We start from the raw sequence: 23,978 nt of genomic DNA, 5'->3' as shown, positions 1-23,978 counted from the left end.
AGCGGGCTCGACCGACCCCGGCCGTTGCACCTCCCCGGACGCTGACTGCGCGGCCTCACCCGTCGGGCACGCCGCTGTCCGGGGCGTCATTCGGCCGGCGTCGTGCAGTCGGCGAAGTCGGCGTCGGGCACGCCGTCCACGGCCAGCGGAGCCCCGACCTCGGGATCGGACACGTCGTGGCCGAGTTCGCGCAGGCACTCGGCCAGGGTGAGCCCGCCCTCGTGCATCGCGCGCAACTCCTCGTCGCTGAAGTCGCGCGTCGGTGGTTCGCCGATCTCGGCCCTGCAGGCGGCAGCCGCGGCCTGGACCTCCGGGCCGCTCTCCTGGATCCCGGCACCCGGGGCCGGGTCCTCCACGTCCAGTCCGCGGCTGCGCAGGCACTGGGCCAGCTCCAGGTCGTAGGCATCCCGCTCGGCGGACGCGCCGCCGGTGGACGATCCGCTGCCTCCCCCCGCCGATGCCGACGATGCGGTGGGGGAGCCGGTCGGTGAGGCAGTGGTGCCGCAGGCGGTCAACGCCAAGGCCAGCGCCGGTGCGGCGAGCAACGCCGCCGACGTCCGGCGACGGAACGGGGTGGAGCGGAGAGCGAGCACGGTGGTCCTCCTGGGTCAGCGGCAGGTTGCCGCGGTGGCGACCCCATCGACCCAACCGGCCGGCCCGTTGCGCGTGCGTTCGCGGAAACGGATACGCCCACGACAGGTGGGCGCGCGGGCATGTCGTGCGCGTATGCGCAATCGGAGACGCCCTGGCAACCGCCGCCGGACTGCACTGGACCCGTCCACCAGTTCGCACGTCCGCGCCGGCACCGTCCGGCGGGGAGGAGCTCCACCATGAAGATCACCCGCCGACCACCTGACATCGCGACGAGACGGGCCGCCCGAGCGTCCGTCGCCGGCCGGTCGGCACCGCGGCGACCGGGCCTGCCGGTGCTCTCCGCGGTCGCCGTCGTGCTCGCCGTCGCCGCCATCACGCTCGGCCCGGCCGAGGTCGTCGCCGACGCCCGCCGGACCGTGACGGCCGGGCTCGAGGCCCTGCTCGCCCCGTGGGTGGGCACCGTGCCCCGGCGTCCGGTCGAGGTGGTGGCGAACGTGCTGCTCTTCGTCCCGGTGGGTGCGCTGGCCGCCCTGGTCCTCCGGCGCTCGGGTCCGGTGCTGCCGCTCGCGCTCGGAGCCGCGACGTCGGTGCTGATCGAACTGGCGCAGGGGGTGCTCCCCGGCCGCGTGCCCGACCTGGTCGACGTGGCCGCCAACACCGCCGGCGCGTCCGTGGGCGTCGTGCTCGTCACCGTGCGCCTGGCCGTCTCCCGCCGGGCCGGGCGCCGTCGGCGTCGCGGACTGCGCGTCGCCCTGCTCACCACCCCCGCCCTGATCGCGGCCCTGGCCGGGTGCTCGCAGACCGCACCGGCGGGGGTCGCCGACGCGCCGGCACCACGCACGTCGGACGAGGGGCCACTGACCGTGGAGCACGGCTACGTCGCCGACGGCGACGAGCTGTCACCCTTCGCCGACGTCCCGGCCATCACCGGTCTGGACAGCGCGCTGCGCACGGCGGTGCAGGACGCGGCCCGGGACGCGACGGCCGACGGGGTGGACTTCCACGTGTCCAGCGGGTGGCGCAGCGCCGCCTATCAGCAGGCGCTCTTCGACGCCGCGGTGGCCGAGCACGGCAGCCCCGCCGCGGCCCGGGAGTGGGTGCTCGGTCCCGACGAGTCATCCCACGTCACGGGCGATGCGGTCGACATCGGTCCCACGGACGCGATGAGCTGGCTGGCTCAGCACGGGTCGGACTACGGCCTGTGCCAGACCTACGGCAACGAGATGTGGCACTTCGAGCTGGCCGTCGAGCGCGGTGGCCGGTGTCCGGCGCCGTCCGACGACCCCAGCACCGGCTGACCGCGTGACGTCTGCCCGCGAACCGGCCAGCGTCGTCGCGGCCCGGCAGTTGGCCGCCGAGGCCCACGAGCGTCGCTGGGCGGCCTGCCGTCCCGGTCGCCCCCGTCCCGCAGGGCGCGCAGATACGCCGCCGATACAGCGGGCTCCCTACCCTCGTCCCATGCGGGTGCTGATCGCCGAGGACGAGCCCTACCTGGCCGATGCCATCCGGGACGGCCTGCGCCTGGAGGCGATCGCCGCCGACGTGGTCCACGACGGGGACAGCGCGCTGGAGAACCTGGCCGTCAACAGCTACGACGTCGTCGTCCTCGACCGCGACCTGCCGGGTACATCCGGGGACGACGTCGCCCGGCGGATGGTCGCCGACGGCCGACCGAGCCGCATCCTCATGCTGACCGCGGCCGACCGGCTGGAGGAGAAGGTCGCCGGCTTCGAGCTCGGCGCCGACGACTACCTCACCAAGCCCTTCGCGATGCGGGAGCTGGTGGTGCGGTTGCGCGCGCTCGGCCGCCGGCCGGTGGACGGCGCGCCCCCGGTGGTGGAGTTCGCCGGCCTGACCCTCGACCCCTTCCGCCGGGAGGTCTACCGGGACGGCCGGTACGTGGGGCTGACCCGCAAGCAGTTCGCGGTGCTCGAGGTGCTCATGGCCGCCCGCGGAGGTGTGGTCAGCGCGGAGTCGCTGCTCGAGCAGGCATGGGACGAGAACGCGGATCCGTTCACCAACGCCGTCCGCATCACCATCTCCTCGCTGCGCAAGCGCCTCGGCGACCCGTGGCTCATCCACACCGTTCCCGGCAGCGGCTATCGGGTGGGACCACCGACGGACGGAGTCGACGGCACGAGCGGTGCCAGCGGTGCCGACCGACGGTGAGCGCCCGGCTGCGCCTGACGCTCAGCTACGCAGGCTTCCTGCTCGTCGCCGGACTGGCCCTGGTGGCGGTGCTGGTCTCGGTCATCTGGTTCGTCCCCGAGGGCAACCTCACCGGCGCGGCCGGGTTCATCCCGGACCGGAACGACCTGCTGACCGCGCTGTGGCCGCGGGCCACGGCAGGACTCGGCGTGCTGGTCGTCGTCGGTCTGATCGGCGGCTGGTTCCTGGCCGGTCGGATGCTCCGTCCGCTGCACCTGATCCACGCCGTCGCACGGCAGGTCGCGGCCGGCTCGCTGGAGCACCGGGTGCGCCTGCAGGGCACTCGCGACGAGTTCCGGGAGCTCGCCGACACCTTCGACACCATGCTCGACCGGCTCCAGGCCTCCCTCGACGAGCACCGCCGGTTCGCCGCCAACGCCTCCCACGAGCTGCGCACCCCGTACGCCGTCGAACGCGCCATGCTCGACGTCGCGCTGGCCGACCCGGCCGGCGTGGACGTCGAACGGCTGCTGCGCCGGCTGGACGAGACCAACCGGCGGGGCACCGAGACGGTGGAGGCGCTGCTGGCCCTGGCTGCCCTCGACCAGGGCCGCACCCCGTCACGTACCCCCGTCGACCTCGCCGAGCTCACCGCCGACGTCGTCTCGGAGCTGACGACGGTCGCCGATCAGGCCGGGATCGTCGTCGAGGCGCACCTGGGCGAGGGCGACCTCGACGGGGCCCCGCCCCTGGTCCGGCAGCTGGTGGCCAACGTGGTGCTCAACGGGATCCGCCACAACACCGGCCCCGGCGGGTGCGTCCAGGTCACGACCGGCACGACCGCCGAGGGCCGGGCCGAGCTGCGCGTGCTCAACACCGGCCCGGTGGTTCCACCGCACCTGCTGGCGAAGCTGACCGAACCCTTCGTGCGGGGAGAAGGCCGGACGTCGGCCGGTGGGGGCGGCCCCGTCCCGCCCGGCAGCGGACTCGGGCTGGCGATCGTGGCCAGGGTGGCGGAGGCCCACGGTGCGGCGCTGGAGCTCTCCGCGCCGCCGCAGGGCGGCCTGTCCGTGCGGGTGTCCTTTCCCGCGCCGGGGACCTGAGGGTCGGTGGCCGGACCGCCGTTCGCCGGAGCAGGCGCTTCCCCGACGCACGATGCTCAGCGGCTGGTGGCCGCCGGTGGTGGAGGTCGCCCGCGAGCCGGGGCGAGCTCCGCGCGGCCGGTCACACCGCGATGGCCGCCGCCCGGCAGTCAACCGTCCGCGTCCGGGGAGTCGGCGGTCGACCCCGCACCGGTCTGCAGGCTGTGCCAGGTGCCGAAGGCGACGGCGGCCGCGCCCGCCACGTCGCCGGCGGCGCAGAGCCGGATGAGCTCGTCGTGCTGCGCGACGGATGCGTGACCCTGGGTGGAGCCGAACCGGAGCCGCTCCGCCCGGCGCAGCATGGGGGTGAACTGCTCGAGGACCGCGGCCAGCGCGCGGTTGCCGCAGATGGTCACGGGCACGCCGTGCAGTTCGTCGTCGGCCCGCACGGCCGACTCGACGTCGCCGCTCTCGACGGCGGCGGCGAACCGGCGGTTGGCGTCGCGCATGGTGGCCACGTCCGCCTCGGTGAGGGCGGGGACGGCCTCGCGGACGGCCACCTGGTGCATCGCGGCGACGACGTCCCGGGCGTCTCGGACCTCCCGGACGTCGAGCGGGCTGACGATGGTCGAACGGCCGGGCTGAGCCAGGACGAGCCCGCTCTGCGCCAGGCGCAGCAGTGCCTCGCGGACGGGGGTCCGGCTGACGCCGAGCCACGCGGCGAGTTCCTTGTCCTTGAGCTGCTCACCGGGCTCGAACGTGCCGTTCTCGATGGCATCGCGGAGTCGGCGGTACACGTCGTCGCGGAGCAGGCTGCGATCGGAACTCGGGGCAGTCGCGGGAATGGGCACGCAATATATTGCGCCGCCCCCCGACCTCGCGGCAACCCGCACAGCTGAGAGCGAGCGTGGTGACCGACACCGAGCCCCTCGCCTGGCCGACGGGCAGTCGGATGGGACGTCATCTGACGTACGCGAGGAGGGAGATCCGCTTCCTACGGTCGATATATCAGCGCTGCGGCGGCCACTCCGGCCGTTCCGGACGCTGGGGATCGGGAGGAACGACGATGACCATCACCAACGACGAGCGCCCGGCGGCCCAGGAGAAGCCCACCGTGGTGCTCGTGCACGGCGCCTTCGCCGAGTCCGCGAGCTGGAACGGGGTGATCGAGCAGCTCAGGGGCGACGGCTACCCGGTCATCGCCGCGGCCAACCCGCTCCGGGGCCTGCGCTACGACGCCGACCAGCTGCGCAGCATCCTGGACCAGGTGCGCGGCCCGATCGTGCTGGCCGGCCACTCCTACGGCGGCTCGGTGATGAGCGTGGCGGCCGACGGGCACCCCGGCGTCCGGGCACTCGTCTACGTGGGGAGCTTCCTGCTGGAGGAAGGGGAGAGCACCGGTGAGCTGGCCGGGAAGTTCCCCGGCAACGAGCTGGGGTCCGCGCTGGACCCCGTTCCCGTCCCCGACGGGAACGGGGGCACGGTGACCGACCTGTACATCCAGCCGGAGAAGTTCCGGCAGGTGTTCGCCGCAGACGTTCCCGCGGAGGTCGCCGAGCTGATGGTCGCGACGCAGCGGCCCATCACCAGCGAGGCGCTGGAGGAGAAGGCCACGGCGGCGGCCTGGCGGACGATCCCGTCCTGGACCCTGGTCACCCGGCAGGACCTCGCGGTCCCCGCCGAGGCGCAGGTCTTCATGGCCGAGCGCGCGCAGTCCACGGCCGTCGAGGTCGACGCCTCCCACGCCGTGGCGGTGTCCCGGCCCGGCGCGGTCGCCGACCTGATCCGCCAGGCCGCCCGCGCGACGGCCGGCTGAGCCGCTGCCTCACGACCGTCCCGCCCCCTCCGGCAGCCGGACTGCCGGAGGGGGCTCGGGACGGTGGGCACGGCTCCGCCACCCAGCCACCTGGAGGTCGGTGACGACATGCAGGTCCTCGATCTGATCGGCATCTTCGCCTTCGCGGTCTCCGGCGCCCTGATGGCGATCGGACGCGACTACGACGTGGTGGGGATCGCGATCCTGGCGGTGGTGACCGCGCTGGGCGGCGGCATCGTCCGGGACCTGGTGCTCGGCGACACGCCGCCTCCGGCGTTCACCGGGTGGCAGTACCTGGTCGTGGCCCTGGCGGCGGCCGCGGTCACGTCCGTCGCCCACCCCTGGTTCGGGCGGCTGAGCAGGCCCCTGCTCGTCTTCGACGCGGCCGGCCTGGGGCTCTTCTGCGTCGCGGGGACGGAAAAGGCCCTCGACCACGGCCTCGCGCCCGTGGCAGCCGCCCTGCTCGGCGTCACGACCGCCGTGGGCGGAGGCGTCCTCCGCGACGTCCTCGCGCGCGAGACCCCGGCGCTGTTCCGGTCGGACTCCGAGCTCTACGCGGTGCCGGCGCTGGTCGGCGCCTCCGTCATCGGCATCGCCTCGACCTTCGACGCCGACGGCCCGGCGCTGGGCACGGGAGTCGCCGCCGCGATCTTCGTCGTCCGGGTGCTCGCCCTGCAGCGCCACTGGCGCGGTCCGCGGGCGCGCCGGCGGCGATCCCCGGTCGGCCCGTCGCCGGTGGGCGGACCGCCACCTTCCTGAGGCAACGAGCGAACAGCGCGACATGACACCGGGCGAGCGGTACGACGTGGTGGTCGTCGGCGAGCACCGGCGGAGCACGTGCACAACACAGGCGTCCGAGGAGCCCGGGCGTGGATGACGACGACGAAGGAGCAGAGATGGGAAGCGTGGACCGCGGACGGCTGGACGGGCGTCGAGCGCTCGTCACCGGCGGGTCGAAGGGATCGGGTGGCGCCGTGGCATCGCGGCTTCGCGAGCTCGGCGCGGACGTGCACGTGACGGCCCGGACGATGCCCGACGGGTACGAGTTCCCGGACCGCTTCATCGCGGCCGACACCTCGACCGTCGAGGGCACCGCGCTCGTCGCGTCGCGGATCGAGCAGGCAGGTGGTGTCGACGTCCTCGTGCACGTCGTGGGAGGAGCGTCCACGCCGTCCGGGGGGTTCGCGGTGATCACGGACGAGCAGTGGATGACCGAGCTGCAGCTCAACTTCCTCGGCGCCGTGCGGCTGGATCGAGCGCTGCTGCCCGCGATGATCCGGGCCGGGCACGGTGTGGTCCTCCACTTCACGTCCATCCAGCGGCAGCTGCCGCAGTACGACGCGTCTCTCGCGTACGCGGCGGCGAAGGCCGCGTTGCGCACGTACAGCAAGGGCCTGGCCAACGAGCTCGCGCCGCAGGGTGTGCGGGTCAACGCGATCAGTCCGGGTGGGATCGAGACCGAGGCCTACGAGAGGTTCGTGGACCGGATCGCGGAGGGGAACGGGCTGAGCCGGGAGGGGGCGAAGGAGAGGATCTTCGACGACCTCGGCGGAGTGCCGCTCGGCCGTTTCGCGAGGACGGAGGAGATCGCCGATCTCGTGGCCTTCCTGGTGTCCGACCAGGCGTCGGCGATCGTCGGCGCGGAGTACGTGATCGACGGCGGGACCGTCCCCACGGTCTAGCACCACCCGGACGCAGGAGACGTGCTCCAGGAGAGGAGGAGTCGCCGTGGGCGCCATGGACGAGCTGATCAGCCCCGTCGTCGTCGGCCGGCTGCGGGCTGCGTTGGAAGCGGTCGCGCCCACCGGCGACTTCCCCGCTCTGGTCCAGGCGGAGGGTGCCGTCCGGGGTGTCCGCCTCCGGGAGCGGGTGGACGTCGTCCGCGATGCGCTCCTCGACGACGTCCCGGCGGGGTTCACCGCCGCCGAGCGCGTGGTGCTCGACCTGCTGGACGAGCCTCGCTTCGAGGGCTGGATGATCTGGCCCACCACGGAGTTCATCGCCTCGAGAGCGCTCGAGACCGGGTCTGCGCGGGACTTCGACGCCGCCATGGATCTCCTGGCCCGGCTCACCGTCGGGCTGACGGGCGAGTTCGCCGTCCGCGAGCTGCTGAACGCGCGGCCCGAGCGCGGCCTCCGCATCATGCAGACCTGGACGCGACACGACAGCGAGCACGTGCGGCGGCTCGCCACCGAAGGCTCGCGCGCGTACCTGCCCTGGGCCAAACGGGTCCCGTGGCTGCTGGCCCATCCCCGTGCGACACGGGGCATCCTCGACGCCACCTACCGCGACCCGGCCGAGTACGTGCGGCGCTCGGTCGCCAACCACCTCAACGACCTCAGTCGCGTCGATCCCTCCGTCGTCACGGAAACCGCCGCCGCGTGGGCCGCCGAGCCGGACGCCGACACACCCTGGGTGCTCCGGCACGGCCTGAGGACGCTCATCAAGCGGGCCGATCCCACCGCGCTGGCACTCGTGGGGTTCACCGGGAACGACCTGCACGTGGACCGGCCGCGCCTCGCCGGTGAGGTCGTTCCCTGGGGAGGTGATCTGACGTTCACGGCCGTCGTCACCAACGACGGGGAGACGGACGCGACCGTGGCGATCGACTACTCCATCGGGTTCCGACGCGCCAACGGGTCCGTGCGCGCGAAGACCTTCAAGCTCGGGTCACGGCGCATCGCCGCCGGCGGCAGCACCGTCGTCACGAAGACCCACTCGTTCCGCCCCATCACCACCCGGACGTACCACCCGGGGTCACACTCCGTCACCGTGCAGGCGAACGGGGTTCTCTCTCCACCCGAGTGGTTCGTCCTGGGGAGCGCGGACGCGGCAGTGCGGGGAGCATCGTGAACGACGTGGCCGAGCGGGTGCTGCGCACCGTGTCCTCGATTCCCAGCGGGCGCGTGATGACCTACGGCGACGTCGCCGAGGCGGCGGGAACGGGTGCGCGCGCCGTCGGTCAGGTCATGCGCAACGGCGGTCACGACGTGCCGTGGTGGCGGGTGGTGGACGCCATGGGGCGGCCGGTCAGGGGCGCGGCCCATGAGGCGCGCGCACGGTTCCTCGCGGAAGCGACCCCGTTGCTGCACCGCGGCGACGACGTGCGGGTGGACCTCGCGCGAGCATCGTGGAGCAGCCACGACGCTGTGAACGGCACGTGACCTGGCTCCGGCGAGCGCGCGGGTGACCACCGGCCGACGGCACCCCGGCGAGGTCAGCACCGGCACGAGGCGTGCACCGGACAGCTGGTCACCGCGGCCCTCGGACGTTGGTGTGTCAGAGCCGGTCGAGCCAGGGGGTGGCCGGGATGCGCGAGCCGAAGAGCGTCCGCCAGGCACGCCCGGTGCGCACCGTCGAGCAGCGGCAGGCAGGCGTCGAGGTCCTGCTCGTCCTTCGGGCGCAGTCCCGGCGCCTTGTGCAGCAGCTGCACCTCCGGCCGCAGGTAGTCGATGCCGTCCGCCGGGAACGTCGGTGACGACAGAGCGGTCGCGGTCGGCCACGGGCGGCGGTGGATCGGGGGTTCAGCCGTACCAGGCGACGACGCGGTCCCCGAAGAAGCCGAAGGCGATGCCCCAGACGGTGATCGCGATGCCCATCCACGCGTAGACGGCACCTCTGCGCGCGCCGAGCGCGATCAGGGTCGGTGCGGTGATCTGCGTGGGCAGGAGGGTCGCTCCGAGCAGTGAGACACCAGGAACACCCAGCCGCTCGAGGTACTTGGCGACCTTCCGCTTGCGCTTGGACGTGTCCCTGCCCGGCCGACCCCGGGTGGCGGCGTCTCGGACACCGCTGGCGAGGGCGATGGTCAGGAAGGTGGCCATGATGTTGCCGATGACGGCGGCGGGCACGGCCAGGAGCGGGTCGAGGCCGACGACGGTGCCGATGAAGCTGCCCAGGTAGGACTCGACGAACGGGATCATGCCGAAGAGCAGGAGCGCGCCGAGCTGTTGCCACTGCTCCAGTCCGGCGGCGAACTCGGTGAGCTGGGTGAGGAGGTCTTCGACGAACTCGGAGTTCATGAACCCATCCCACCGGGCCGCGGGGCTCCGGCTGAGTGCGTGCTGTCACGCCTTTGGCATGACGATGTCATCACGGCACCGGGCTCCTGGTCGATGCCCGCAGTGGATGCCTGGTGCCACGGTGGTCGGCGGGTGCCGACCGATACGGTCGGAGGGTGACCAGGTTCCGGGGCGCGCTCCGCACTCTCGTGACCGTGCTCGTCGCCCTGGCCGGCAACGCCGTCCTGGATCTCGCGTTCGACCTGCCCATGCTGGTTCGCTGGGCCGTCGTCGTGTCGGTGGTGCTCCTCGCCAGTGTGCTGATCGAGGTCCGCCGCCGGCGGGTAGACGCATCGCGGGCCGATCAGGACGCTGTGTGACGCCGCCGCCAGGCGCTCGCCCACCAGACCTCCGCGGATCACCCGGCGGTCTGATCCGCCTCGGCTGAGGCGACGGCGTCCTCGCGACTGCCGAACGGACCTGCGGTGCGGCCGTCGGCGCGGCAGGTCCACCGGTAGCCGTCCGGGGCGAGCTCGATGAGGTAGCCGTCCGGGTCGGCGGGGCCGTGGCCCGGGCGTTCCTGCGGGTCGGTCATGTGAACACCACGTTCCTGAACCGGACCCCGGCGAACGCGCTGGCGAGGTGGACGACGGGCGCGGGTCGGCAGGTGGTGTCCGCCACCGTCAGCACCTCTGCGTCGGTGTCCGTGCGCGTGACGGCGAGGTCCGCGCCGGTGACGGTGATCCGCAGCTGAACGTAGCTGCCCGGCTGTGGGGCCGTTCCCCGCGTCGAGGACGCCAGGGTGGCGGCGACACCATCGACGACCCGTCTGATGTCCAGGGTGCCGTCTGCCCGCACGAGGAAGCGGTAGCCGTCGGCGCCGGGCGACGAGCCGGATGACGGCCGGTACCGGTGGTCGTCGGTGCTCAGGAAGACGAACGCACCGCTCCCGCGGCTGCCTGCCCCGAGCTGGTCGACCCGGACGTCGAGGTCCAGCGTGAACGCCTCGGGGTCCGGCGGTGCGAGGAAGCCCATGAGCGTCGAGTGGACGGTGTCGGAGACGTCGAAGCCCCAGGACCGGTCGTCCGGGAAGAACCGGCCGCGGCTGGTGTCCGGCAGCATCCCGGGCAGCCAGGTCTGATCGGCGAACAGGTCCGAGGTGCGACGGCACCCGTCGTCGGCGAGGTAGCTGGGGTCGTCGGAGAAGATCGCGTCCACACCGGCAGCGAGGACGGCGTCCCGCTGGTGTCGGCGGTTCACCGTGTAGCAGGCCACTTCGATCCCCGCCGCATGTGCCGCCGTGCAGACCGCCGGGGTCACGCGGTCCGCCGGCGGACCGATCCAGCCGATGCCCTCGGCGGCGGCCCGGGCGACGTCGGTGCTGCCGAGCCAGATCACCTCCCACCCCCGCGAGCGCGCCAGCCGGCAGTCGGCGAGGGCGAACGACTGGAGCAGCACGGACGCCGGGCTGACCCCGTGGCGGTCGAGCGCGTCGATCATCGGCCCCATCGCATCGCCGCTCTTGGCCTCCGCGCAGAGGAGGACCACGTTGCCGAACTCGGTGAGCACCTCCTCGAACAGCGGAGGGCGCAGCCCGTCGGGCCAGCCTCCGCCGAGGATGGCCGAGGCGTCGATGTCGAGCTGCTTCCAGGACGCCGACGTGTGATCGGCGACGTTGCCGGCGGAGGTGGTCATGCGGTCCACGGTGCCGTCGTGCATGACGCCGAGACCGCCGTCGGCGAGGGTCGACACGTCCTGCTCGATGACCACCGAGCCCTGGGCCACGGCGAACCGGTAGCCCTCCATCGTGTGCTCGGGCACCTGCAGGGACCCGCCGCGGTGGGCGATGACGAACGGCCGGTCGAGCTCGGCGAAGGACACGCGCGACCCTAACGGGACCCGCCGTCCGACTCTCTGCCGTGCTCGGAGGAGGCCGTCACCGCCGGGCGGCGATGACCTCCAGGCCGCGGTCGGAGGTGGCGAAGCGGTCGATCATCGCGCGCAGCTCCTCGGCGTCGACGTCGGCGCCGAAGGGCTCGGTACCCGGTTCGAGGCGCACGCCGTGCGCGAGAGGGCCGGCGACGACCGGGTCGAAGCCCAGGTCGGAGACGATCCGGGCAACCACGCTGAGGTCGGTCGCGTCGTCTCCGGCGATGGCGATCGCCTTCCGGCCGGGGGCGCCGGCGGGGAGAGCTCCGCCCTCGAGGTCGTGGTAGCCCATGTGGTTGAACCCCTTCACCACCCGGGCCTTCGGCAGGAACGCCTGCACGACCTCACTGGTCGAGGTCCGCGGATCGGTGAGGTCGTCGCGGATCCCGTCGACCTCCCACCAGTAGTTCATCGCGTCGATGACCAGCTTCCCGTCCAGGGCATCGACGGGCAGCGTGCGGTGCTTGCCCAGCGGCAGGGCGAGGACGACGACATCGGCCTCGCGCGCGGCGGCAGCCGCCGTCGTGGCGGTCGCTCCCGGCACGAGCACTTCGACGGTCAAGGCGATCTTGGCCGGGTCGCCCGAGCCGGCGATCAGCACGTCGTACCCGGCCCCGACCGCAAGGCGGGCCAGCACGGTGCCCACCTTGCCGGCGCCGAGGATGCCCAGCGTGGCCATGCCCCCACCCCGCGCGTGGCGACGGCGGAGTGGGGACGGCGGTCCGCGCCCCGGTCGGTGTGCGTGGTCATGGGTGAGCCTCTTCCTGGCGGCATGAAGTTGAGCATTCATCTTCTCCCAACGGCTCGACGCTCCCGGTGTTCCAGCCGGCCGGGTGGCGGCACCCGGAAGGCCGGGGCGCTCCCCGGCGACTAGCGTCGCGTGGCATGGCGGAGAACGCGGGAGGACCGGGGCCGGGGTCGGTCGGCCGCCGCCCGTCGGTCCCCTCGGACGACGAGGAGTCGTCGTCCGCGCCGGCCATCCCGTCCTTCGCCTCACTGCGGGCCACGCGGCAGCGGTCCGCGGCCGACATCCTGGTGTCCGGGCCGGACGAGGCCGTCGAGCCGTCGCCCCGGTCATCCCCGGTGGGGGCCACCCGGCCGCCCGAGTGGCCCGACCTCTGGCACCTCGGCCTCCGGGTCGCCCGGTGGTGCGTGCGGCAGCCGCTCGTGACGGCCCGCCGCCTGCTCGGCTGACGCAGGCGCCCGTCGCCCGGCCCGGACTCCGGGCCGGACGACGTCAGACCCGCTCGTAGCCCTCCAGCAGCGCCAGCGAGCTCCATCGTCCCGGGAGCTGCACGACCTCCTGCTCGGACAGGTCCAGACAGTGGTCCGGATCCAGCAGCGCCACCTCGGCGCCGTCCAGCTGCAGGCGGCGGAGCATCTCGGCGAGCATGCGTCGAGCGACGTCGTCCACCGACGACACCCGCCGGAGGTCCAGGACGAACACCGCGACGGGGACGCCGTCGGTCACCGTCCGCAGCACCCGTTCCACGCTGCTGAACTGCATCGAGCCCTGCAGGCTGCACACGCGGGCGAGGGAGCCATCCGGCCCGCGGAGGGTCCGGTCCCGTCGCACCGTCGACCGTGCCGGCTCCGGGGCCTGCATGATGTGCAGCCCCATGTCGGTCGACATGCGGGTGCACAACGTGACCCCCCGCGTGCTGTTGCCGTGGCGGTCCAGCCTCGGGGAGAAGGTGGCCATCCCGAGCTGCCCGGGCATCACCCCGAGGATGCCTCCGGAGACACCGCTCTTCGCCGGGAACCCGACCGTGGTCATCCAGTCCCCGGCCGCGTCGTACATGCCGCAGCTCATCATCACGCTCAGCACCTGTCGGGCCACCTCCACCGGCACGACCTGCTTGCCGGTCATCGGCTGCACACCACCCGCAGCCAGCGTGGCCGCCATGGTCGCCAGATCAGCCGTGGTCACCGAGATCGCGCACTGCTGGGTGTAGCCGCAGACCACGTCCCACGGATCCTGGGTGATCACGCCGTAGCTGCGGAGCATGTTGGCGATGGCCAGATTGCGGTAGGCCTGCGACATCTCCGACTCGTAGATCGTCCGGTCCACGTGCAGTTCACGGCCGGCGAAGTCCGACATCAGCCGCCGGGCCCGCTCCACCCGGGTGTCGACGTCGTCACCGGGGTCGCCGATCAAGGCGTGTGCGGTGAGCGCCCCAGCGTTGATCATGGGGTTCCGGGGCCGCCTCGACTCCCGTTCCAACGACAGCTCGTTGAACGCCTCGCCGCTGGGTTCCACGCCGATCCACTCCAGGACGTCGTCCAGCCCGCGCTCGGCCAGGGCCAGGGCGTAGACGAACGGCTTCGAGATCGACTGGATGGAGAACTCGGTGTTGCTGTCGCCGGCGCGGTAGAGCGTCCCGTCGATCGTCGACAGGCACACGGCGAGCCGCTCCGGGTCGGCCGACGACAGCTCGGGGATGTAGTCGGCCAGGGCGCCCGCGTCGTCGCCGCAGGCGTCCAGGATCTCCGCCAGGTAGTCGGGCACCGGTGATCTCACCGGAGTGACCATTCCACGAGATGCTCTGCTGACACGGGGGCGTGACCGGGGACGGGGCGGTGGCCCGCGCAGCGTCAGCCGCCCGGCGAGCGCTGCGACGCCGGGTGCCTCCGTCGGCGTGTCGCAGGTCGGCTCGATGGGCGGCGCGAAGGCCCGTGAGTGGTGGTCGCCCGCACGCCCGCGAGCGGAGCGCAACTGCCCGGGTCGTCAGCCAGTGATCTTGTGTCCGAGGGGCGACACGGTACATACGCACACGTCTGCGAGGCGCCCGCTGACGGATCCGCCGTGGTCGCCACGGACTGCCCCGGCACGTCGGTCAGCCCCCGACCCTGCGCCCCGGTCAGGCGCCCCCCGGAGCGTGTCCGTCCTCAGCCCGACCGGGGGCGCCGGGAGGCCTGGGTGAGGCGCAGGAACGCATCGACTGCCACCTGGGCCCGCCGCTGCCGGTCCGGGCCGCTCGGCGGCGCCTCACCCAGCAGGGCGCGGATCTGCACGTCCTGGATGACCAGCCCGTAGAAGAGAGCGAAGGCGCTGCCTGGGTTCTCGATCTCGAGCACACCGTCGTCGGCGAGCCTGGACAGGTAGGCCTCGACCAGCGGACCGGTGGTGTGCCGGCCGTGGCGCAGGAGCACGACAGCCAGCGTCGACGAGGTCATGGCCGCACGGTTCAGGGCCAGCGACGTCTCGCTGGTCAGCAGGTCCAGCAGCCCGCGGGCGATGCCGAGCAGGACGTCCGACGGGGCTCCACCGCGGTTGACCGCCTGCTCAACCAGTGCGTTCGTGGCAGCCGACTGGCGCCGGATGAGTGCGGTGACCATGCCCTCCTTGCTGGCGAACCACGAGTAGAGGCTCTCCTTCGACGAGCCCGCGCGGGCGGCGACGGCGCTCATGGTCATCCGCTCGTAGCCGGCCCGGAGGATCTCGGCGAGGGCAGCGTCGAGCGCCTGATCGCGTCGTTGCGCACGCTCGGCCTCGGGGGGTCGGCCGCGTCGTCGTTCGCCGGGAATGGGCACTTGACAACCGTACCGGACAGTTCGAATCTATCCGAACCAGTCGGTACGATTCCAAGGAGCAGCTCATGCTCGGCACATCCACGTACCCCGCGACCGACGCCAGCAGCGGCGGCGCACGACGCTCCCGGATCGAGTCGGCACTGCTCGCTGCGTCGACGGTGGCCACCGGGCTGATGGCGGGTTTCTTTTTCGCCTACGCCTGCTCGGTCATGGTGGGCCTCGCCAGGACGGAGGACCGGACGTTCATCGAGGCGATGCAGTGGATCAACGCCACGGTGCGCAACGCGGCCTTCGGGCCGGTCTTCTTCGGCGCTCTCGCGCTGACCGTCGCGGCCGCCGCGCTCGTCCTGGCGCGTCGGCGCCCCGCTCGGTTGTGGGTGGTCGCGGCCGCCGTCCTCTACGCCGGCGCATTCCTCGTCACCATGGGCTTCTCGGTTCCGCTCAACGAGCAGCTGGCCTCAGCCGGTCCGGTCGAGGCGATCGCCGACCCGTCCGCGGTCCGGGCAGCCTACGAAGGACCGTGGGTCGCCTGGAACCTGGTGCGCACCGCGCTGAGCATCGCCGCCGTCGCCGCCCTCGTCGCAGCCCTGGTCCGGCGCCGGCGCTGACCTCGCGGCAGCTCGGCGCCGGCTACGCGCGCCTTCTGCGCCCGATTCCCATCTGATCTCGGTGGTTCTCGACCGAACGCTCGACTGCCGCGCCTGCCGCATAGCCGGTTCGCGTACGCGACCGCCAGCCAGCGAAGGGTCGAAGGCGTCGGCGAACGTGCCGAGTGCGAAACAGCAGAACCCCCGCCGGTCTGAAGACCGTGGGGGTTCAACTCGGTGTTCGAGGGGCGACACAGCACTTCCGCACACGCCTGCGGTCCCGGTGAGGACCATCGCGCGGTGTGCCGGACGCCTCAGGCGACGCGTCCTTGGTCTTGCAGGGGTACGCAGTCATGCCGGGCCTCTCCCATGCTGGCGCCGCCCGTAGGTTTCGATCATGCAGCTACCCCAGGCGTCCTCGTTGCGCGGTGACCTGAGCCTCGCGGACCTGCTGAGCGTGGCGGGCGTCGCGACGGACGACGTGCTCCTCGTCCGGCACACCTACAGCGCCGACGGCCTCACCGGCCCGCAGGACGCCACGGTTGAGAACGTCCTCACCTACTCCCGAGTCCAGGCGCTCCGGCAGAGCAAGATCCCTAGAGATCCGCCTGCCTTGTGGCTCAACTTCGTGGCGGACGGCAAGCGGCGGTCCCGTTTCCTCGCGGCGTACGAGAACAGGGGAGAAGTCCTCGCTGAGCGGACCGACGTCCAGCGGTACTTCGATCTCCACCCGTCCGACGTTCTCGTGTCGCTTCGGAACCGGCTCGTCATCGAGTGGTCGAACGACACGATCAACTGGGCCAAGGCAGGCGGGAAGGCCGATCAGATGCCCGTGGTCGAGATCGCCGACCCTGCCCGAGTGCCGTTCCCGGGCTTCGACGAAGTCCTCATCACGTACGACGAGCTGTTGGCCATCGCTGAGGACTCGCGATACGCGGAGTGGAGGACAGCGCTCACCGCCGTCCAGGGCGTCTACCTCGTCGCAGACACCAGCAGCGGCGAGCTGTACGTCGGGAAAGCGGACGGCACGGAGCGCCTCCTGGGTCGGTGGAGCGCCTACGCCCGCGACGGCCACGGCGGCAACGTTGCGCTTCGCGAACTTGCGGATGTCGACGTGGCCCACCGTCGGCACTTCGTCTTCAGCATCTTGCGTGTGTTCGGCCCGACTGCGACCACCGCTGAGGTCGACGCCGCAGAGGCTCATTACAAGCGGGCGCTCCTCACCCGGCAGTACGGCCTCAACCGGAATTAGCAGGCGGGTGCTCCGGTGCATCGTCGCGGTGGGTCGGAGCTTGGCCCACCGCGACAACCGCCCGACGCGGGCAACTGCCCGACAGTCGCACGGCACGGCACGGCCCGATGTCGGGCCGGCCTGTCAAGAGGTGTGGAGCGCTGTGGCGCGCCTGCATCCGATCGTGAACGACAGGGCGGGCCACCACGGTCAGTGACCATGGGACCCTCTGCTGTGTCCGAGGGGGGACTTGAACCCCCACGCCCCGCAAAGGGCACTAGCACCTCAAGCTAGCGCGTCTGCCATTCCGCCACCCGGACAGGTGGGCCACCCTCGCGGGCGCCGTGAGCAAGCATAACGGAGCCCGACGGCGACCCGGGACAGGCCCCGGTGGCACCATCGTCGGCATGTCCGAGACCACGCCGCAGCCCCTCGTCACCGCCCAGGCCGAGGTCGCGGACCTGCTGTCCGACCTCATCCGGATCGACACCACCAACACCGGCTCCACCGCCACCAGCGCGGGGGAGCGGGCCGCCGCGGAGTGGGTGGCCGGCAAGCTCGACGAGGTCGGGATCAGCAGCGTCATCCACGAGTCCGAGCCCGGCCGCGCCAGCCTGGTCGCCCGGATCGAGGGCACCAACCGCGACCGGCCGGCGCTGCTGGTGCACGGCCACCTCGACGTCGTCCCGGCCGATCCGTCGGAGTGGAGCGTGCACCCGTTCAGCGGCGAGCAGCGCGACGGCTACGTGTGGGGCCGCGGCGCGGTCGACATGAAGGACATGGACGCGATGACCCTCGCGCTGGTGCGCGACTGGGCCCGCACCGGCGTCAAGCCCGACCGCGACATCGTGCTGGCCTTCGTCGCCGACGAGGAGGCGGGCGGCCGGCACGGCGCGCACTACATGGTCGACCACCACGCCGACCTGTTCGAGGGCTGCACCGAGGCGATCAGCGAGGTCGGCGGCTTCAGCATCACCGTCCGCGACGACCTCCGCCTGTACCTCGTCCAGACCGCCGAGAAGGGGCTGGCCTGGATGAAGCTCACCGCGCAGGGCCGCCCCGGCCACGGCTCGTTCGTGCACGATGACAACGCGGTCACCCGGCTGGCCCAGACGGTGAGCCGCATCGGCTCCAGCCGGCTGCCCACCGTGGTGACCCCGCCGATGAAGCAGTTCCTCGCCGAGGTGGGCGACGCCTACGGCATCCAGATCGACCCGGACAACCCGGACGAGGCGCTGGCCCGGCTGGGCAGCATCAGCCGGATGATCGGCGCGGCGCTGCGCAACACCGCCAACCCGACCATGCTCGACGCCGGCTACAAGACCAACGTCATCCCCGGCACCGCCAGCGCCACCATCGACGGCCGCTTCCTCTACGGCCAGGAGGCGGAGTTCGAGGCCCAGCTCGACGAGCTGATCGGCGAGGGCGTCACCCGCGAGTGGATCACCTACGACCAGGCGGTCGAGACCACCTTCGACGGGCCGAGCGTCGACCTGATGATCCAGGCGCTGCAGGCCGAGGACCCCGGCGCCCGCGCCGTTCCGTTCACCATGAGCGGCGGCACCGACGCCAAGAGCTTCGAGACCCTGGGCATGCGGTGCTTCGGCTTCTCCCCGCTGAAGCTCCCCGCCGACCTGGACTTCGCCGCCCTCTTCCACGGCATCGACGAGCGGATCTCCATCGACTCGATGCAGTTCGGCATCCGGGTGCTCGACCGGTTCCTGCGCGGGGCCTGACCGGCGCAGGCATGATGCCGGGATGACCGCGACCACCCCGGGCAGCGTCGCCCTGATCACCGGCGGCACCGGCGGCCTCGGCCGTGCCCTGGCCGCGCTGCTGCGCCGGCAGGGCGTCACCGTCGTGCTCGCCGACCTCGACGGCCTGCGCTCCCGGCAGACCGCCGCGGACCTCGGCGCCGCCTTCCTGCCGCTCGACGTCACCGACCGGGCGGCCAACGCCGACGTCGTCGCCCAGGTCGAGGCCGACCACGGCCGGTTGGACGCCGTCTTCCTCAACGCCGGCATCGCCGGCTCCGGTCAGCAGCCGCTGGACGTCGACGACCTGCTGCGCGTGGTCGACGTCGACCTGCTCGGCGTCGTCTACGGCACGGAGGCCGCGTTGCCGGCGCTGCGTCGCGCCGGCGGGGGCGCGATCGTGGTCACCGCCTCGCTGGCGGGTCTGGCGCCGCAGGCCACCGACCCCGGCTACAGCATCGCCAAGGCCGGCGCGGTGGCGTTCGTCCGGTCGCTGGCCCCCCGGCTGGTGGGCGACGGCATCACCCTGTCCGCGGTCTGCCCCGGGTTCGCCGACACCGCGATCATCGACCCGCTGCGGGAGGCGTTCGCGGCGGCCGACTTCCCGGTGCTCAGCGCCGAGGAGGTCGCCGGTGCGCTGCTCGGCGCGTGGACGGCCGACCGGCCGGGAGCCGCGTACGTCGTCCAGCCCGGCGTCGGCGCGGTCCCGTTCCGGTTCCCGGGGGTGCCCAGCGCGAAGACCGCCGACGGGCAGACCGCGACGCTGCCCATCGGGCTGGTGCCGCCCGGCCGGTCCTGAGGTCGGTCAGCCGCGCACGCGCACGGCCAGCACCGCGACGTCGTCGTCCAGCCGGCCGGACATCCCGGTGACCAGTGCGTCGCAGAGCTGCTCGAGCGGCTGGTCGGCGAGGCGGCCGAGTTCCGCGACCAGCCAGTCGGTGCCGGCGTCGAGCGGAGCGTCGCGCCGCTCGACCAGGCCGTCGGTGTACAGGACGACGGTGTCCCCGGCCGACAGCACGGCCCGGTGATCGGTGCGGGGAACGTCGACGGTCAGCCCGAGCAGCAGTTCGGCCGGCCGGTCGAGCAGCTCGACGTGCCCGGCCGCGGTCACCCGCACCGGCGGTGGGTGCCCGGCGTTCGACCACCGCAGCAGCGTCCCGGTCGATCCCGGCGACGGGCTGGCCGTGGCGGTCACCGCGGTGACCAGGGTGTCCAGCTCCAGCCGGTCGAGCGCGCCGTCCAGCGCCCCGAGCACCGCTGCCGGTGACGTGCCGTCCGGCCCGCCGGAGACGGTCAGCGCGATGCCCCGCAGCACGCCGCGGGCCTGGGCCATGGTCGCGGCGGCCGCGACGTCGTGCCCGGCCACGTCCCCGATCACCAGCATCGTCGCACCGTCGGGGAGCGTGAAGGCGTCGTACCAGTCGCCGCCGACCTGGGCGTTCTTCACCGCGGGCAGGTAGCGGACGGCGATCTGCAGGCCCGGCACGGCAGGTGGGTCGGTCAGCAGGGCTCGTTGCAGGGACTCGGCGAGCTCGACGGCGACGCGGGACTCGGCTGCCTCGGCGCTGAGCCGGGTGAGGAGCGCTTCCCGGCGCAGCCGCAGCGTCACGGTGCCCATCGCGAGCACGCCACCCCCCAGGATCGCCGCCAGCCGGACGAGCATGGCCGGCAGGGCGTCCGGCTGGTACTGGTCCTCGTGCAGGCCCAGCAGCAGGCCGACGACGAGGGCGGCCACCCCGTAGCCGGCCGTGGCGCGCCGGCCCAGGATGGTGGCCGTGGTGAGCGGGGCGACGCACACCAGCCCGAGGATGATCTGCCCCTGGCTCAGCGCCAGCTGGGCCACGGCGAACACCACCAGGATGCCCAGGGGCAGTACGTGCCGGCGGGTCGTTCCCCGATCCACCTGCGTCCGCCTCTCGTCCTGGGGTCCGCAGCTACGGATCGTGACCGTTGGTGGACTGTGCGCACTCTAGCCAGCCGACCCGGGTGACCCGGGTCACTGTGCACCTGGCAGGGTCGGGGGATGCGTGCCTGGCGAGTCCATGCCCTCGGTGACCCGGCCGGGGTCCTCACCCTCGACGACGTCGAGCCACCGGTCCCCGGGAACGGACAGCTGCTGGTGCGGGTACGCGCCGCCGGCCTCAACTTCCCCGACGTGCTGATGGTCCGGGGGGAGTACCAGGAGCGGCCCCCGCTGCCGTTCGTCCCCGGGGTCGAGCTGTGCGGGGAGGTGGTCGGCAGCGGGCAGCGGGTGCTCGGCTCACCGGCCGACGGGCCGGGGGCCTTCGCCGAGTACGCGCTGATGGACGCCGCCGCTGCCTGGCCGGTGCCCGACGCCATGCCCGACGAGCAGGCCGCCGCCCTGCACCTGACGTACCAGACCGGGCACGTCGGGCTGCACCGCCGGGCGCACCTGCAGGCGGGGGAGTGGCTGCTCGTGCACGCCGGAGCGGGCGGGGTGGGGTCGGCCGCGATCCAGCTCGGCAAGGCCGCCGGCGCCCGGGTGATCGCCACCGCCGGCGGACCGCGCAAGACCGAGGTGTGCACCCGGCTGGGCGCCGACCACATCATCGACTACACCGACGAGGACGTCGTCGCCCGGGTCAAGGAGATCACCGGTGGCCACGGCGCCGACGTCGTCTACGACCCGGTGGGCGGCGACGTCTTCGACGCGTCCCGGAAGTGCGTGGCCTTCGAGGGACGGATCGTCGTCGTGGGGTTCACCAGTGGCCGCATCCCGCAGGCGCCGGCCAACCACCTGCTGGTGAAGAACTACAGCGTGGTCGGGCTCCACTGGGGGCTCTACCGGCGGCACGACCCGGCGTTGATCGGGACCGTGCACGAGGAGCTGTGCCGGCTCTTCACCGCCGGTGCGATCTCGCCGCTGGTCGGTGACGTCCGCCCGCTCGACGAGCTGCCGCAGGCCATGGCCGCGATCGCCGACCGCGCCACCGTCGGCAAGGTAGTGCTGACGCCCTGACGGCCCCGTCGCAGGGGCCCGCCGCGAGCCTGCGAGTGGTGGGGGGCGACGGGGTCCTTCCTCAGATCATCGGGCGGGGGAGGTACGACAGCCGCATCCGCCGGCGCATGATGATCTTCCGGCTGCCGTCGGCGTGCAGCTGCAGCCGCGCCAGCTCCCACCCGCCGGTGTCGGACTGGAGGCTCATCAGCTGCGCGGCGGCCGAGCGTGAGGTGCCCGGCGGGATGCGCAGCGGGGCGTACTCGTACTCGGCGGCTGCTGACACCCGCCCGATTGTGCCCGTCGTTGGGCCCGTGGTCATGTGGGCGTCACCACCGGTCCACCGGCCGGGGTGTGAGCCCGCGTGGGGCCGGGCAGGGGAGACGGCGGGTCCGGCACCGCGCCGGGCCCCCTGAACGGGAAGGAGACGGCCGTGACCGAGCCGAACGCGACCGAGGCCGACCGCCAGGAGCAGGAGCAGACCGTGGGATCCGGCGGACCCGAGCTCGCCGACGAGGTGGGCCCTGTCGGCGACGGCGTCCCGGAGGCCGACGTCATCGAACAGCGCCTGACCGCGGTGCCCGGCGGTGGGTCCAGCTACCGGGGCACGGCGGTCGAGGCCGACGAGTACGACGTCCTCGAGCAGCAGGCGGTCGTCCCCGACGACGAGGACGACCTGCGCACCTGACGGCCGCCGGGGCGACGAGCGGCTCCTGGCACCGCGCTGACCTGCGAAGTCGATCACCGTCGGTCATGATCATGGATCGTGACCGTCGCCGTGATCATCGCGCTGCTGCTGATCGGGCTGCCGCTGCTCGCCTGGTGGCTGGGCAGCCGCGACTTCTGGAGCCGGCTCCGCCCTCGCCGGGACGACGACGCGTGGGGCGACGTGGTCCGCGCCCACCGGCTCGGCGCGGCCGAGATCGTGCAGGTGCAACGTGCGGTCACCTGGGGTCGTGAGCTGTCCGACCAGCGGTTGCGGGCCGCCGCCGTCGACTGGGCGACCCGGGCGCGGCAATGGCGGGTCCCGCCGAGCCGGACCGCCCGGGTCGCCCTGCTGCTGGTCCTGCTCTGGCTGATCGGCCAGCTCGTGGGGCTGGCGGTCGCGCTCGCGCAGAGCCGCTGGTCCGACGCGCTCCCCCCGGCGGTCCTGCTGGGGGTCGGGGTGGTGCCCGCGCTGTGGTTTCGGCGCAGGACCGGGCGCGCGATCGAGCTGAACAGCCGGCCGGCGCCGTGACCGCCTGGGTGGCCGTGGTCGCGATCCTGGTCGGGCTGCCCCTGCTGGCCTGGTGGGCGGGCCGACGGGGGCTCTGGGACCGGCTGCGCCCCTCGGGGCTGGACGACGGCCCGGGCGCGGAGTGGCGGCTGCGCCGCGAGCTCGCCCGCCGACATGGTCTGGACCAGGCCGAGCTGCGCACGGTGGAGGACGCGGTGACCTGGGGCCGCGAGCTGACCGACCCGAGGCTGCGCGCCGCGACCGCCCGAGTGGGCCGAGCAGCAGATCGAGCTGCGCGCCTCCCGCCCGCACTGGATCGACGGCCGGTGGCTGCCGGTGCTCCTCGTCGCCTGGGGGCAGCGGGATCGCCGCCTACGTCGTCTTCGCCGTCGTCCAGGGCAACGCGGGCGACGTGAACTGGTTCTCCGGGCTCGGCTGGCTCGCCTGGGGTGTCATCGGGTGGCGCAGACGCGGCGGGCCGCAGCGCGCTCTGCAGCGCAACAGCGGCCCGCCGTCGCCGGATCAGCGGGAGTAGTACTCCACGACCAGCTGCTCCTCGCAGATCACCGGCACCTCGGAGCGCTGGGGCCGGCGGGCGACCACGCACCGCAGCTGGCTCAGCGACACCTCGAGGTACTTCGGGGCCTCCGCGTGCGCACCGGAGGCGGCCACCTGGAACGGCGCCTTCTCCCGGCTGCGCTCGGCGATCTCCACGACGTCGTAGGGCTGCACCTGGTAGCTGGGCCGGTCGACCCGGCGGCCGTTGACCGTGACGTGCTGGTGGCTGACCACCTGGCGCGCCTGGTAGATGGTCCGGGCGAAGCCGGCCCGGAGCACCGTGGCGTCCAGCCGCGACTCCAGGTCGATGATCAGCTCCTCACCGGTCTTGCCGCCGGTGCGCTTGGCCCGGTCGAAGGCGCGGCGCAGCTGCGTCTCGCTGATGTCGTACTGGGCGCGCAGCCGCTGCTTCTCCAGCAGCCGCGTCTTGTAGTCGCTGGTGTTCTTGCGCTTCCGCCCGTGCTCGCCCGGCGGGTAGGGGCGCCGCTCGAAGTAGCGCACGTCCTTCGGGGTGAGGGGGATGCCCAGCGCACGGCTGCGCCGGACCTTGGGGCGAGACTGGTTCACAC

At 73.0% G+C, this 23,978-nt stretch carries 29 protein-coding genes and 1 tRNA gene; 18 read left to right on the top strand and 12 right to left on the bottom strand.

Annotated features, from left to right (window positions below):
• Positions 1 to 86 precede the first annotated feature (86 nt).
• A complete protein-coding gene (locus ACI79A_RS10985; protein ID WP_457082955.1) occupies positions 87 to 593 on the bottom strand; it encodes a hypothetical protein in 507 nt (168 codons plus the stop codon).
• 237 nt (positions 594 to 830) lie between these two features.
• Here ACI79A_RS10985 and ACI79A_RS10980 point away from each other — a divergent pair, with 237 nt between their 5' ends.
• The 3 genes from ACI79A_RS10980 (at position 831) to ACI79A_RS10970 (ending at position 3,845) form a co-directional block, all read left to right on the top strand.
• The gene (locus ACI79A_RS10980) at positions 831 to 1,892 is read left to right on the top strand and encodes a VanZ family protein (protein ID WP_457082953.1); all 1,062 of its coding nucleotides are present in this window, start codon (positions 831 to 833) and stop codon (positions 1,890 to 1,892) included.
• A 160-nt stretch (positions 1,893 to 2,052) separates the two neighbouring features.
• Positions 2,053 to 2,763 carry a response regulator transcription factor gene (locus ACI79A_RS10975; protein ID WP_457082951.1) on the top strand — a complete coding sequence of 237 codons (711 nt, stop codon included), beginning with the start codon at positions 2,053 to 2,055 and terminating at the stop codon, positions 2,761 to 2,763.
• Entirely contained in the window at positions 2,760 to 3,845 is a 1,086-nt protein-coding gene (locus tag ACI79A_RS10970) for a sensor histidine kinase (protein ID WP_457082949.1), read from the top strand. Before ACI79A_RS10975 ends, ACI79A_RS10970 begins: the two co-directional genes overlap by 4 nt.
• Before the next feature lie 149 nt (positions 3,846 to 3,994).
• On the opposite strand, the gene ACI79A_RS10965 is transcribed toward ACI79A_RS10970, so the two are convergent.
• Positions 3,995 to 4,621, bottom strand: a complete 627-nt coding sequence (locus ACI79A_RS10965; RefSeq protein WP_457082947.1) for a GntR family transcriptional regulator — start codon at positions 4,619 to 4,621, stop codon at positions 3,995 to 3,997.
• 269 nt (positions 4,622 to 4,890) lie between these two features.
• Here ACI79A_RS10965 and ACI79A_RS10960 point away from each other — a divergent pair, with 269 nt between their 5' ends.
• From ACI79A_RS10960 to ACI79A_RS10940, 5 genes are all read left to right on the top strand, one after another.
• On the top strand, positions 4,891 to 5,640 hold the full coding sequence (locus tag ACI79A_RS10960) for an alpha/beta fold hydrolase (protein ID WP_457082945.1): 750 nt from the start codon (positions 4,891 to 4,893) through the stop codon (positions 5,638 to 5,640).
• A gap of 108 nt (positions 5,641 to 5,748) precedes the next feature.
• Positions 5,749 to 6,399, top strand: coding sequence for a trimeric intracellular cation channel family protein (locus ACI79A_RS10955; RefSeq protein ID WP_457082943.1), 651 nt, complete (start codon positions 5,749 to 5,751; stop codon positions 6,397 to 6,399).
• A gap of 137 nt (positions 6,400 to 6,536) precedes the next feature.
• Complete coding sequence (locus tag ACI79A_RS10950) at positions 6,537 to 7,322, top strand: SDR family oxidoreductase (RefSeq protein ID WP_457082941.1); 786 nt, start codon at positions 6,537 to 6,539, stop codon at positions 7,320 to 7,322.
• A 187-nt stretch (positions 7,323 to 7,509) separates the two neighbouring features.
• Positions 7,510 to 8,493, top strand: coding sequence for a DNA alkylation repair protein (locus tag ACI79A_RS10945; RefSeq protein WP_457082939.1), 984 nt, complete (start codon positions 7,510 to 7,512; stop codon positions 8,491 to 8,493).
• Positions 8,490 to 8,804: an MGMT family protein gene (locus ACI79A_RS10940; RefSeq protein ID WP_457082937.1), complete on the top strand. Its 315-nt coding sequence runs from the start codon at positions 8,490 to 8,492 to the stop codon at positions 8,802 to 8,804. The genes ACI79A_RS10945 and ACI79A_RS10940 overlap by 4 nt, the downstream gene beginning before the upstream one ends.
• Before the next feature lie 360 nt (positions 8,805 to 9,164).
• On the opposite strand, the gene ACI79A_RS10935 is transcribed toward ACI79A_RS10940, so the two are convergent.
• Complete coding sequence (locus ACI79A_RS10935) at positions 9,165 to 9,662, bottom strand: hypothetical protein (RefSeq protein WP_457082935.1); 498 nt, start codon at positions 9,660 to 9,662, stop codon at positions 9,165 to 9,167.
• 194 nt (positions 9,663 to 9,856) lie between these two features.
• Between ACI79A_RS10935 and ACI79A_RS10930 the strand changes: the two genes are divergently transcribed.
• Positions 9,857 to 10,021, top strand: coding sequence for a hypothetical protein (locus ACI79A_RS10930; protein WP_457082933.1), 165 nt, complete (start codon positions 9,857 to 9,859; stop codon positions 10,019 to 10,021).
• Between the two features lie 38 nt (positions 10,022 to 10,059).
• Here ACI79A_RS10930 and ACI79A_RS10925 read toward each other — a convergent pair whose 3' ends face one another.
• The 3 genes from ACI79A_RS10925 to ACI79A_RS10915 are packed head-to-tail and all read right to left on the bottom strand — an operon-like array spanning position 10,060 to position 12,360.
• A complete protein-coding gene (locus ACI79A_RS10925; RefSeq protein ID WP_457082931.1) occupies positions 10,060 to 10,236 on the bottom strand; it encodes a hypothetical protein in 177 nt (58 codons plus the stop codon).
• Entirely contained in the window at positions 10,233 to 11,522 is a 1,290-nt protein-coding gene (locus ACI79A_RS10920; RefSeq protein ID WP_457082929.1) for a glycerophosphodiester phosphodiesterase, read from the bottom strand. The genes ACI79A_RS10925 and ACI79A_RS10920 overlap by 4 nt, the downstream gene beginning before the upstream one ends.
• Positions 11,523 to 11,577: 55 nt before the next feature.
• The gene (locus ACI79A_RS10915) at positions 11,578 to 12,360 is read right to left on the bottom strand and encodes an NADPH-dependent F420 reductase (RefSeq protein WP_457082927.1); all 783 of its coding nucleotides are present in this window, start codon (positions 12,358 to 12,360) and stop codon (positions 11,578 to 11,580) included.
• 95 nt (positions 12,361 to 12,455) lie between these two features.
• On the opposite strand from ACI79A_RS10915, the gene ACI79A_RS10910 reads away from it, so the two are divergent.
• Positions 12,456 to 12,764 carry a hypothetical protein gene (locus ACI79A_RS10910; protein ID WP_457082925.1) on the top strand — a complete coding sequence of 103 codons (309 nt, stop codon included), beginning with the start codon at positions 12,456 to 12,458 and terminating at the stop codon, positions 12,762 to 12,764.
• A 43-nt stretch (positions 12,765 to 12,807) separates the two neighbouring features.
• On the opposite strand, the gene ACI79A_RS10905 is transcribed toward ACI79A_RS10910, so the two are convergent.
• Together ACI79A_RS10905 and ACI79A_RS10900 are read right to left on the bottom strand one after the other, a co-directional pair.
• Complete coding sequence (locus ACI79A_RS10905; protein WP_457082923.1) at positions 12,808 to 14,091, bottom strand: glutaminase; 1,284 nt, start codon at positions 14,089 to 14,091, stop codon at positions 12,808 to 12,810.
• A 368-nt stretch (positions 14,092 to 14,459) separates the two neighbouring features.
• Positions 14,460 to 15,104, bottom strand: coding sequence for a TetR/AcrR family transcriptional regulator (locus ACI79A_RS10900; protein ID WP_457082921.1), 645 nt, complete (start codon positions 15,102 to 15,104; stop codon positions 14,460 to 14,462).
• A gap of 65 nt (positions 15,105 to 15,169) precedes the next feature.
• On the opposite strand from ACI79A_RS10900, the gene ACI79A_RS10895 reads away from it, so the two are divergent.
• Positions 15,170 to 15,712 (top strand): anthrone oxygenase family protein, encoded by a 543-nt coding sequence (locus tag ACI79A_RS10895; RefSeq protein ID WP_457082919.1) that lies wholly within the window; start codon positions 15,170 to 15,172, stop codon positions 15,710 to 15,712.
• Positions 15,713 to 16,088: 376 nt separating this feature from the next.
• Complete coding sequence (locus ACI79A_RS10890; RefSeq protein ID WP_457082917.1) at positions 16,089 to 16,943, top strand: GIY-YIG nuclease family protein; 855 nt, start codon at positions 16,089 to 16,091, stop codon at positions 16,941 to 16,943.
• A gap of 214 nt (positions 16,944 to 17,157) precedes the next feature.
• Here the strand turns inward: ACI79A_RS10890 and ACI79A_RS10885 are convergent.
• A tRNA-Leu gene (locus tag ACI79A_RS10885) sits at positions 17,158 to 17,242 on the bottom strand.
• A gap of 87 nt (positions 17,243 to 17,329) precedes the next feature.
• Here ACI79A_RS10885 and ACI79A_RS10880 point away from each other — a divergent pair.
• Positions 17,330 to 18,658 carry a M20/M25/M40 family metallo-hydrolase gene (locus tag ACI79A_RS10880; protein ID WP_457082915.1) on the top strand — a complete coding sequence of 443 codons (1,329 nt, stop codon included), beginning with the start codon at positions 17,330 to 17,332 and terminating at the stop codon, positions 18,656 to 18,658.
• 22 nt (positions 18,659 to 18,680) lie between these two features.
• A complete protein-coding gene (locus ACI79A_RS10875) occupies positions 18,681 to 19,475 on the top strand; it encodes an SDR family oxidoreductase (RefSeq protein ID WP_457082913.1) in 795 nt (264 codons plus the stop codon).
• Between the two features lie 6 nt (positions 19,476 to 19,481).
• Here the strand turns inward: ACI79A_RS10875 and ACI79A_RS10870 are convergent, their stop codons facing one another.
• Positions 19,482 to 20,579 carry a PP2C family protein-serine/threonine phosphatase gene (locus ACI79A_RS10870; protein WP_457082911.1) on the bottom strand — a complete coding sequence of 366 codons (1,098 nt, stop codon included), beginning with the start codon at positions 20,577 to 20,579 and terminating at the stop codon, positions 19,482 to 19,484.
• Between the two features lie 120 nt (positions 20,580 to 20,699).
• On the opposite strand from ACI79A_RS10870, the gene ACI79A_RS10865 reads away from it, so the two are divergent.
• Positions 20,700 to 21,656, top strand: a complete 957-nt coding sequence (locus tag ACI79A_RS10865; protein WP_457082909.1) for an NADPH:quinone oxidoreductase family protein — start codon at positions 20,700 to 20,702, stop codon at positions 21,654 to 21,656.
• A 61-nt stretch (positions 21,657 to 21,717) separates the two neighbouring features.
• Here ACI79A_RS10865 and ACI79A_RS10860 read toward each other — a convergent pair whose 3' ends face one another.
• Positions 21,718 to 21,921 (bottom strand): DUF5703 family protein, encoded by a 204-nt coding sequence (locus tag ACI79A_RS10860; RefSeq protein ID WP_457082907.1) that lies wholly within the window; start codon positions 21,919 to 21,921, stop codon positions 21,718 to 21,720.
• A 147-nt stretch (positions 21,922 to 22,068) separates the two neighbouring features.
• On the opposite strand from ACI79A_RS10860, the gene ACI79A_RS10855 reads away from it, so the two are divergent.
• The 3 genes from ACI79A_RS10855 (at position 22,069) to ACI79A_RS10845 (ending at position 23,267) form a co-directional block, all read left to right on the top strand.
• Entirely contained in the window at positions 22,069 to 22,323 is a 255-nt protein-coding gene (locus ACI79A_RS10855; protein WP_457082905.1) for a hypothetical protein, read from the top strand.
• A 78-nt stretch (positions 22,324 to 22,401) separates the two neighbouring features.
• Positions 22,402 to 22,872 carry a hypothetical protein gene (locus ACI79A_RS10850; RefSeq protein WP_457082903.1) on the top strand — a complete coding sequence of 157 codons (471 nt, stop codon included), beginning with the start codon at positions 22,402 to 22,404 and terminating at the stop codon, positions 22,870 to 22,872.
• Positions 22,869 to 23,267: a hypothetical protein gene (locus ACI79A_RS10845; RefSeq protein ID WP_457082901.1), complete on the top strand. Its 399-nt coding sequence runs from the start codon at positions 22,869 to 22,871 to the stop codon at positions 23,265 to 23,267. The genes ACI79A_RS10850 and ACI79A_RS10845 overlap by 4 nt, the downstream gene beginning before the upstream one ends.
• A 106-nt stretch (positions 23,268 to 23,373) precedes the next feature.
• Here ACI79A_RS10845 and rpsD read toward each other — a convergent pair whose 3' ends face one another.
• On the bottom strand, positions 23,374 to 23,976 hold the full coding sequence (gene rpsD, locus ACI79A_RS10840) for a 30S ribosomal protein S4 (RefSeq protein WP_457076934.1): 603 nt from the start codon (positions 23,974 to 23,976) through the stop codon (positions 23,374 to 23,376).
• Positions 23,977 to 23,978 lie beyond the last annotated feature (2 nt).

It is taken from the genome of Modestobacter sp. SYSU DS0657 (assembly GCF_054050925.1).
The sequence above is the reverse complement of the archived record's forward strand: the minus strand, read 5'-3'. Positions and strand labels throughout refer to the sequence as shown.

Bases quoted from the DNA above. Each gene is read 5' to 3' on its own strand.
- ACI79A_RS10925 (WP_457082931.1), bottom strand. From the start codon at position 10,236: ATGACCGACCCGCAGGAACGCCCGGGCCACGGCCCCGCCGACCCGGAC.
- ACI79A_RS10960 (WP_457082945.1), top strand. From the start codon at position 4,891: ATGACCATCACCAACGACGAGCGCCCGGCGGCCCAGGAGAAGCCCACC.
- ACI79A_RS10980 (WP_457082953.1), top strand. From the start codon at position 831: ATGAAGATCACCCGCCGACCACCTGACATCGCGACGAGACGGGCCGCC.
- ACI79A_RS10865 (WP_457082909.1), top strand. From the start codon at position 20,700: ATGCGTGCCTGGCGAGTCCATGCCCTCGGTGACCCGGCCGGGGTCCTC.
- ACI79A_RS10915 (WP_457082927.1), bottom strand. From the start codon at position 12,360: ATGAATGCTCAACTTCATGCCGCCAGGAAGAGGCTCACCCATGACCAC.
- ACI79A_RS10890 (WP_457082917.1), top strand. From the start codon at position 16,089: ATGCAGCTACCCCAGGCGTCCTCGTTGCGCGGTGACCTGAGCCTCGCG.
- ACI79A_RS10880 (WP_457082915.1), top strand. From the start codon at position 17,330: ATGTCCGAGACCACGCCGCAGCCCCTCGTCACCGCCCAGGCCGAGGTC.
- ACI79A_RS10935 (WP_457082935.1), bottom strand. From the start codon at position 9,662: ATGAACTCCGAGTTCGTCGAAGACCTCCTCACCCAGCTCACCGAGTTC.
- ACI79A_RS10975 (WP_457082951.1), top strand. From the start codon at position 2,053: ATGCGGGTGCTGATCGCCGAGGACGAGCCCTACCTGGCCGATGCCATC.
- ACI79A_RS10910 (WP_457082925.1), top strand. From the start codon at position 12,456: ATGGCGGAGAACGCGGGAGGACCGGGGCCGGGGTCGGTCGGCCGCCGC.
- ACI79A_RS10895 (WP_457082919.1), top strand. From the start codon at position 15,170: ATGCTCGGCACATCCACGTACCCCGCGACCGACGCCAGCAGCGGCGGC.
- ACI79A_RS10950 (WP_457082941.1), top strand. From the start codon at position 6,537: ATGGGAAGCGTGGACCGCGGACGGCTGGACGGGCGTCGAGCGCTCGTC.
- ACI79A_RS10955 (WP_457082943.1), top strand. From the start codon at position 5,749: ATGCAGGTCCTCGATCTGATCGGCATCTTCGCCTTCGCGGTCTCCGGC.
- ACI79A_RS10875 (WP_457082913.1), top strand. From the start codon at position 18,681: ATGACCGCGACCACCCCGGGCAGCGTCGCCCTGATCACCGGCGGCACC.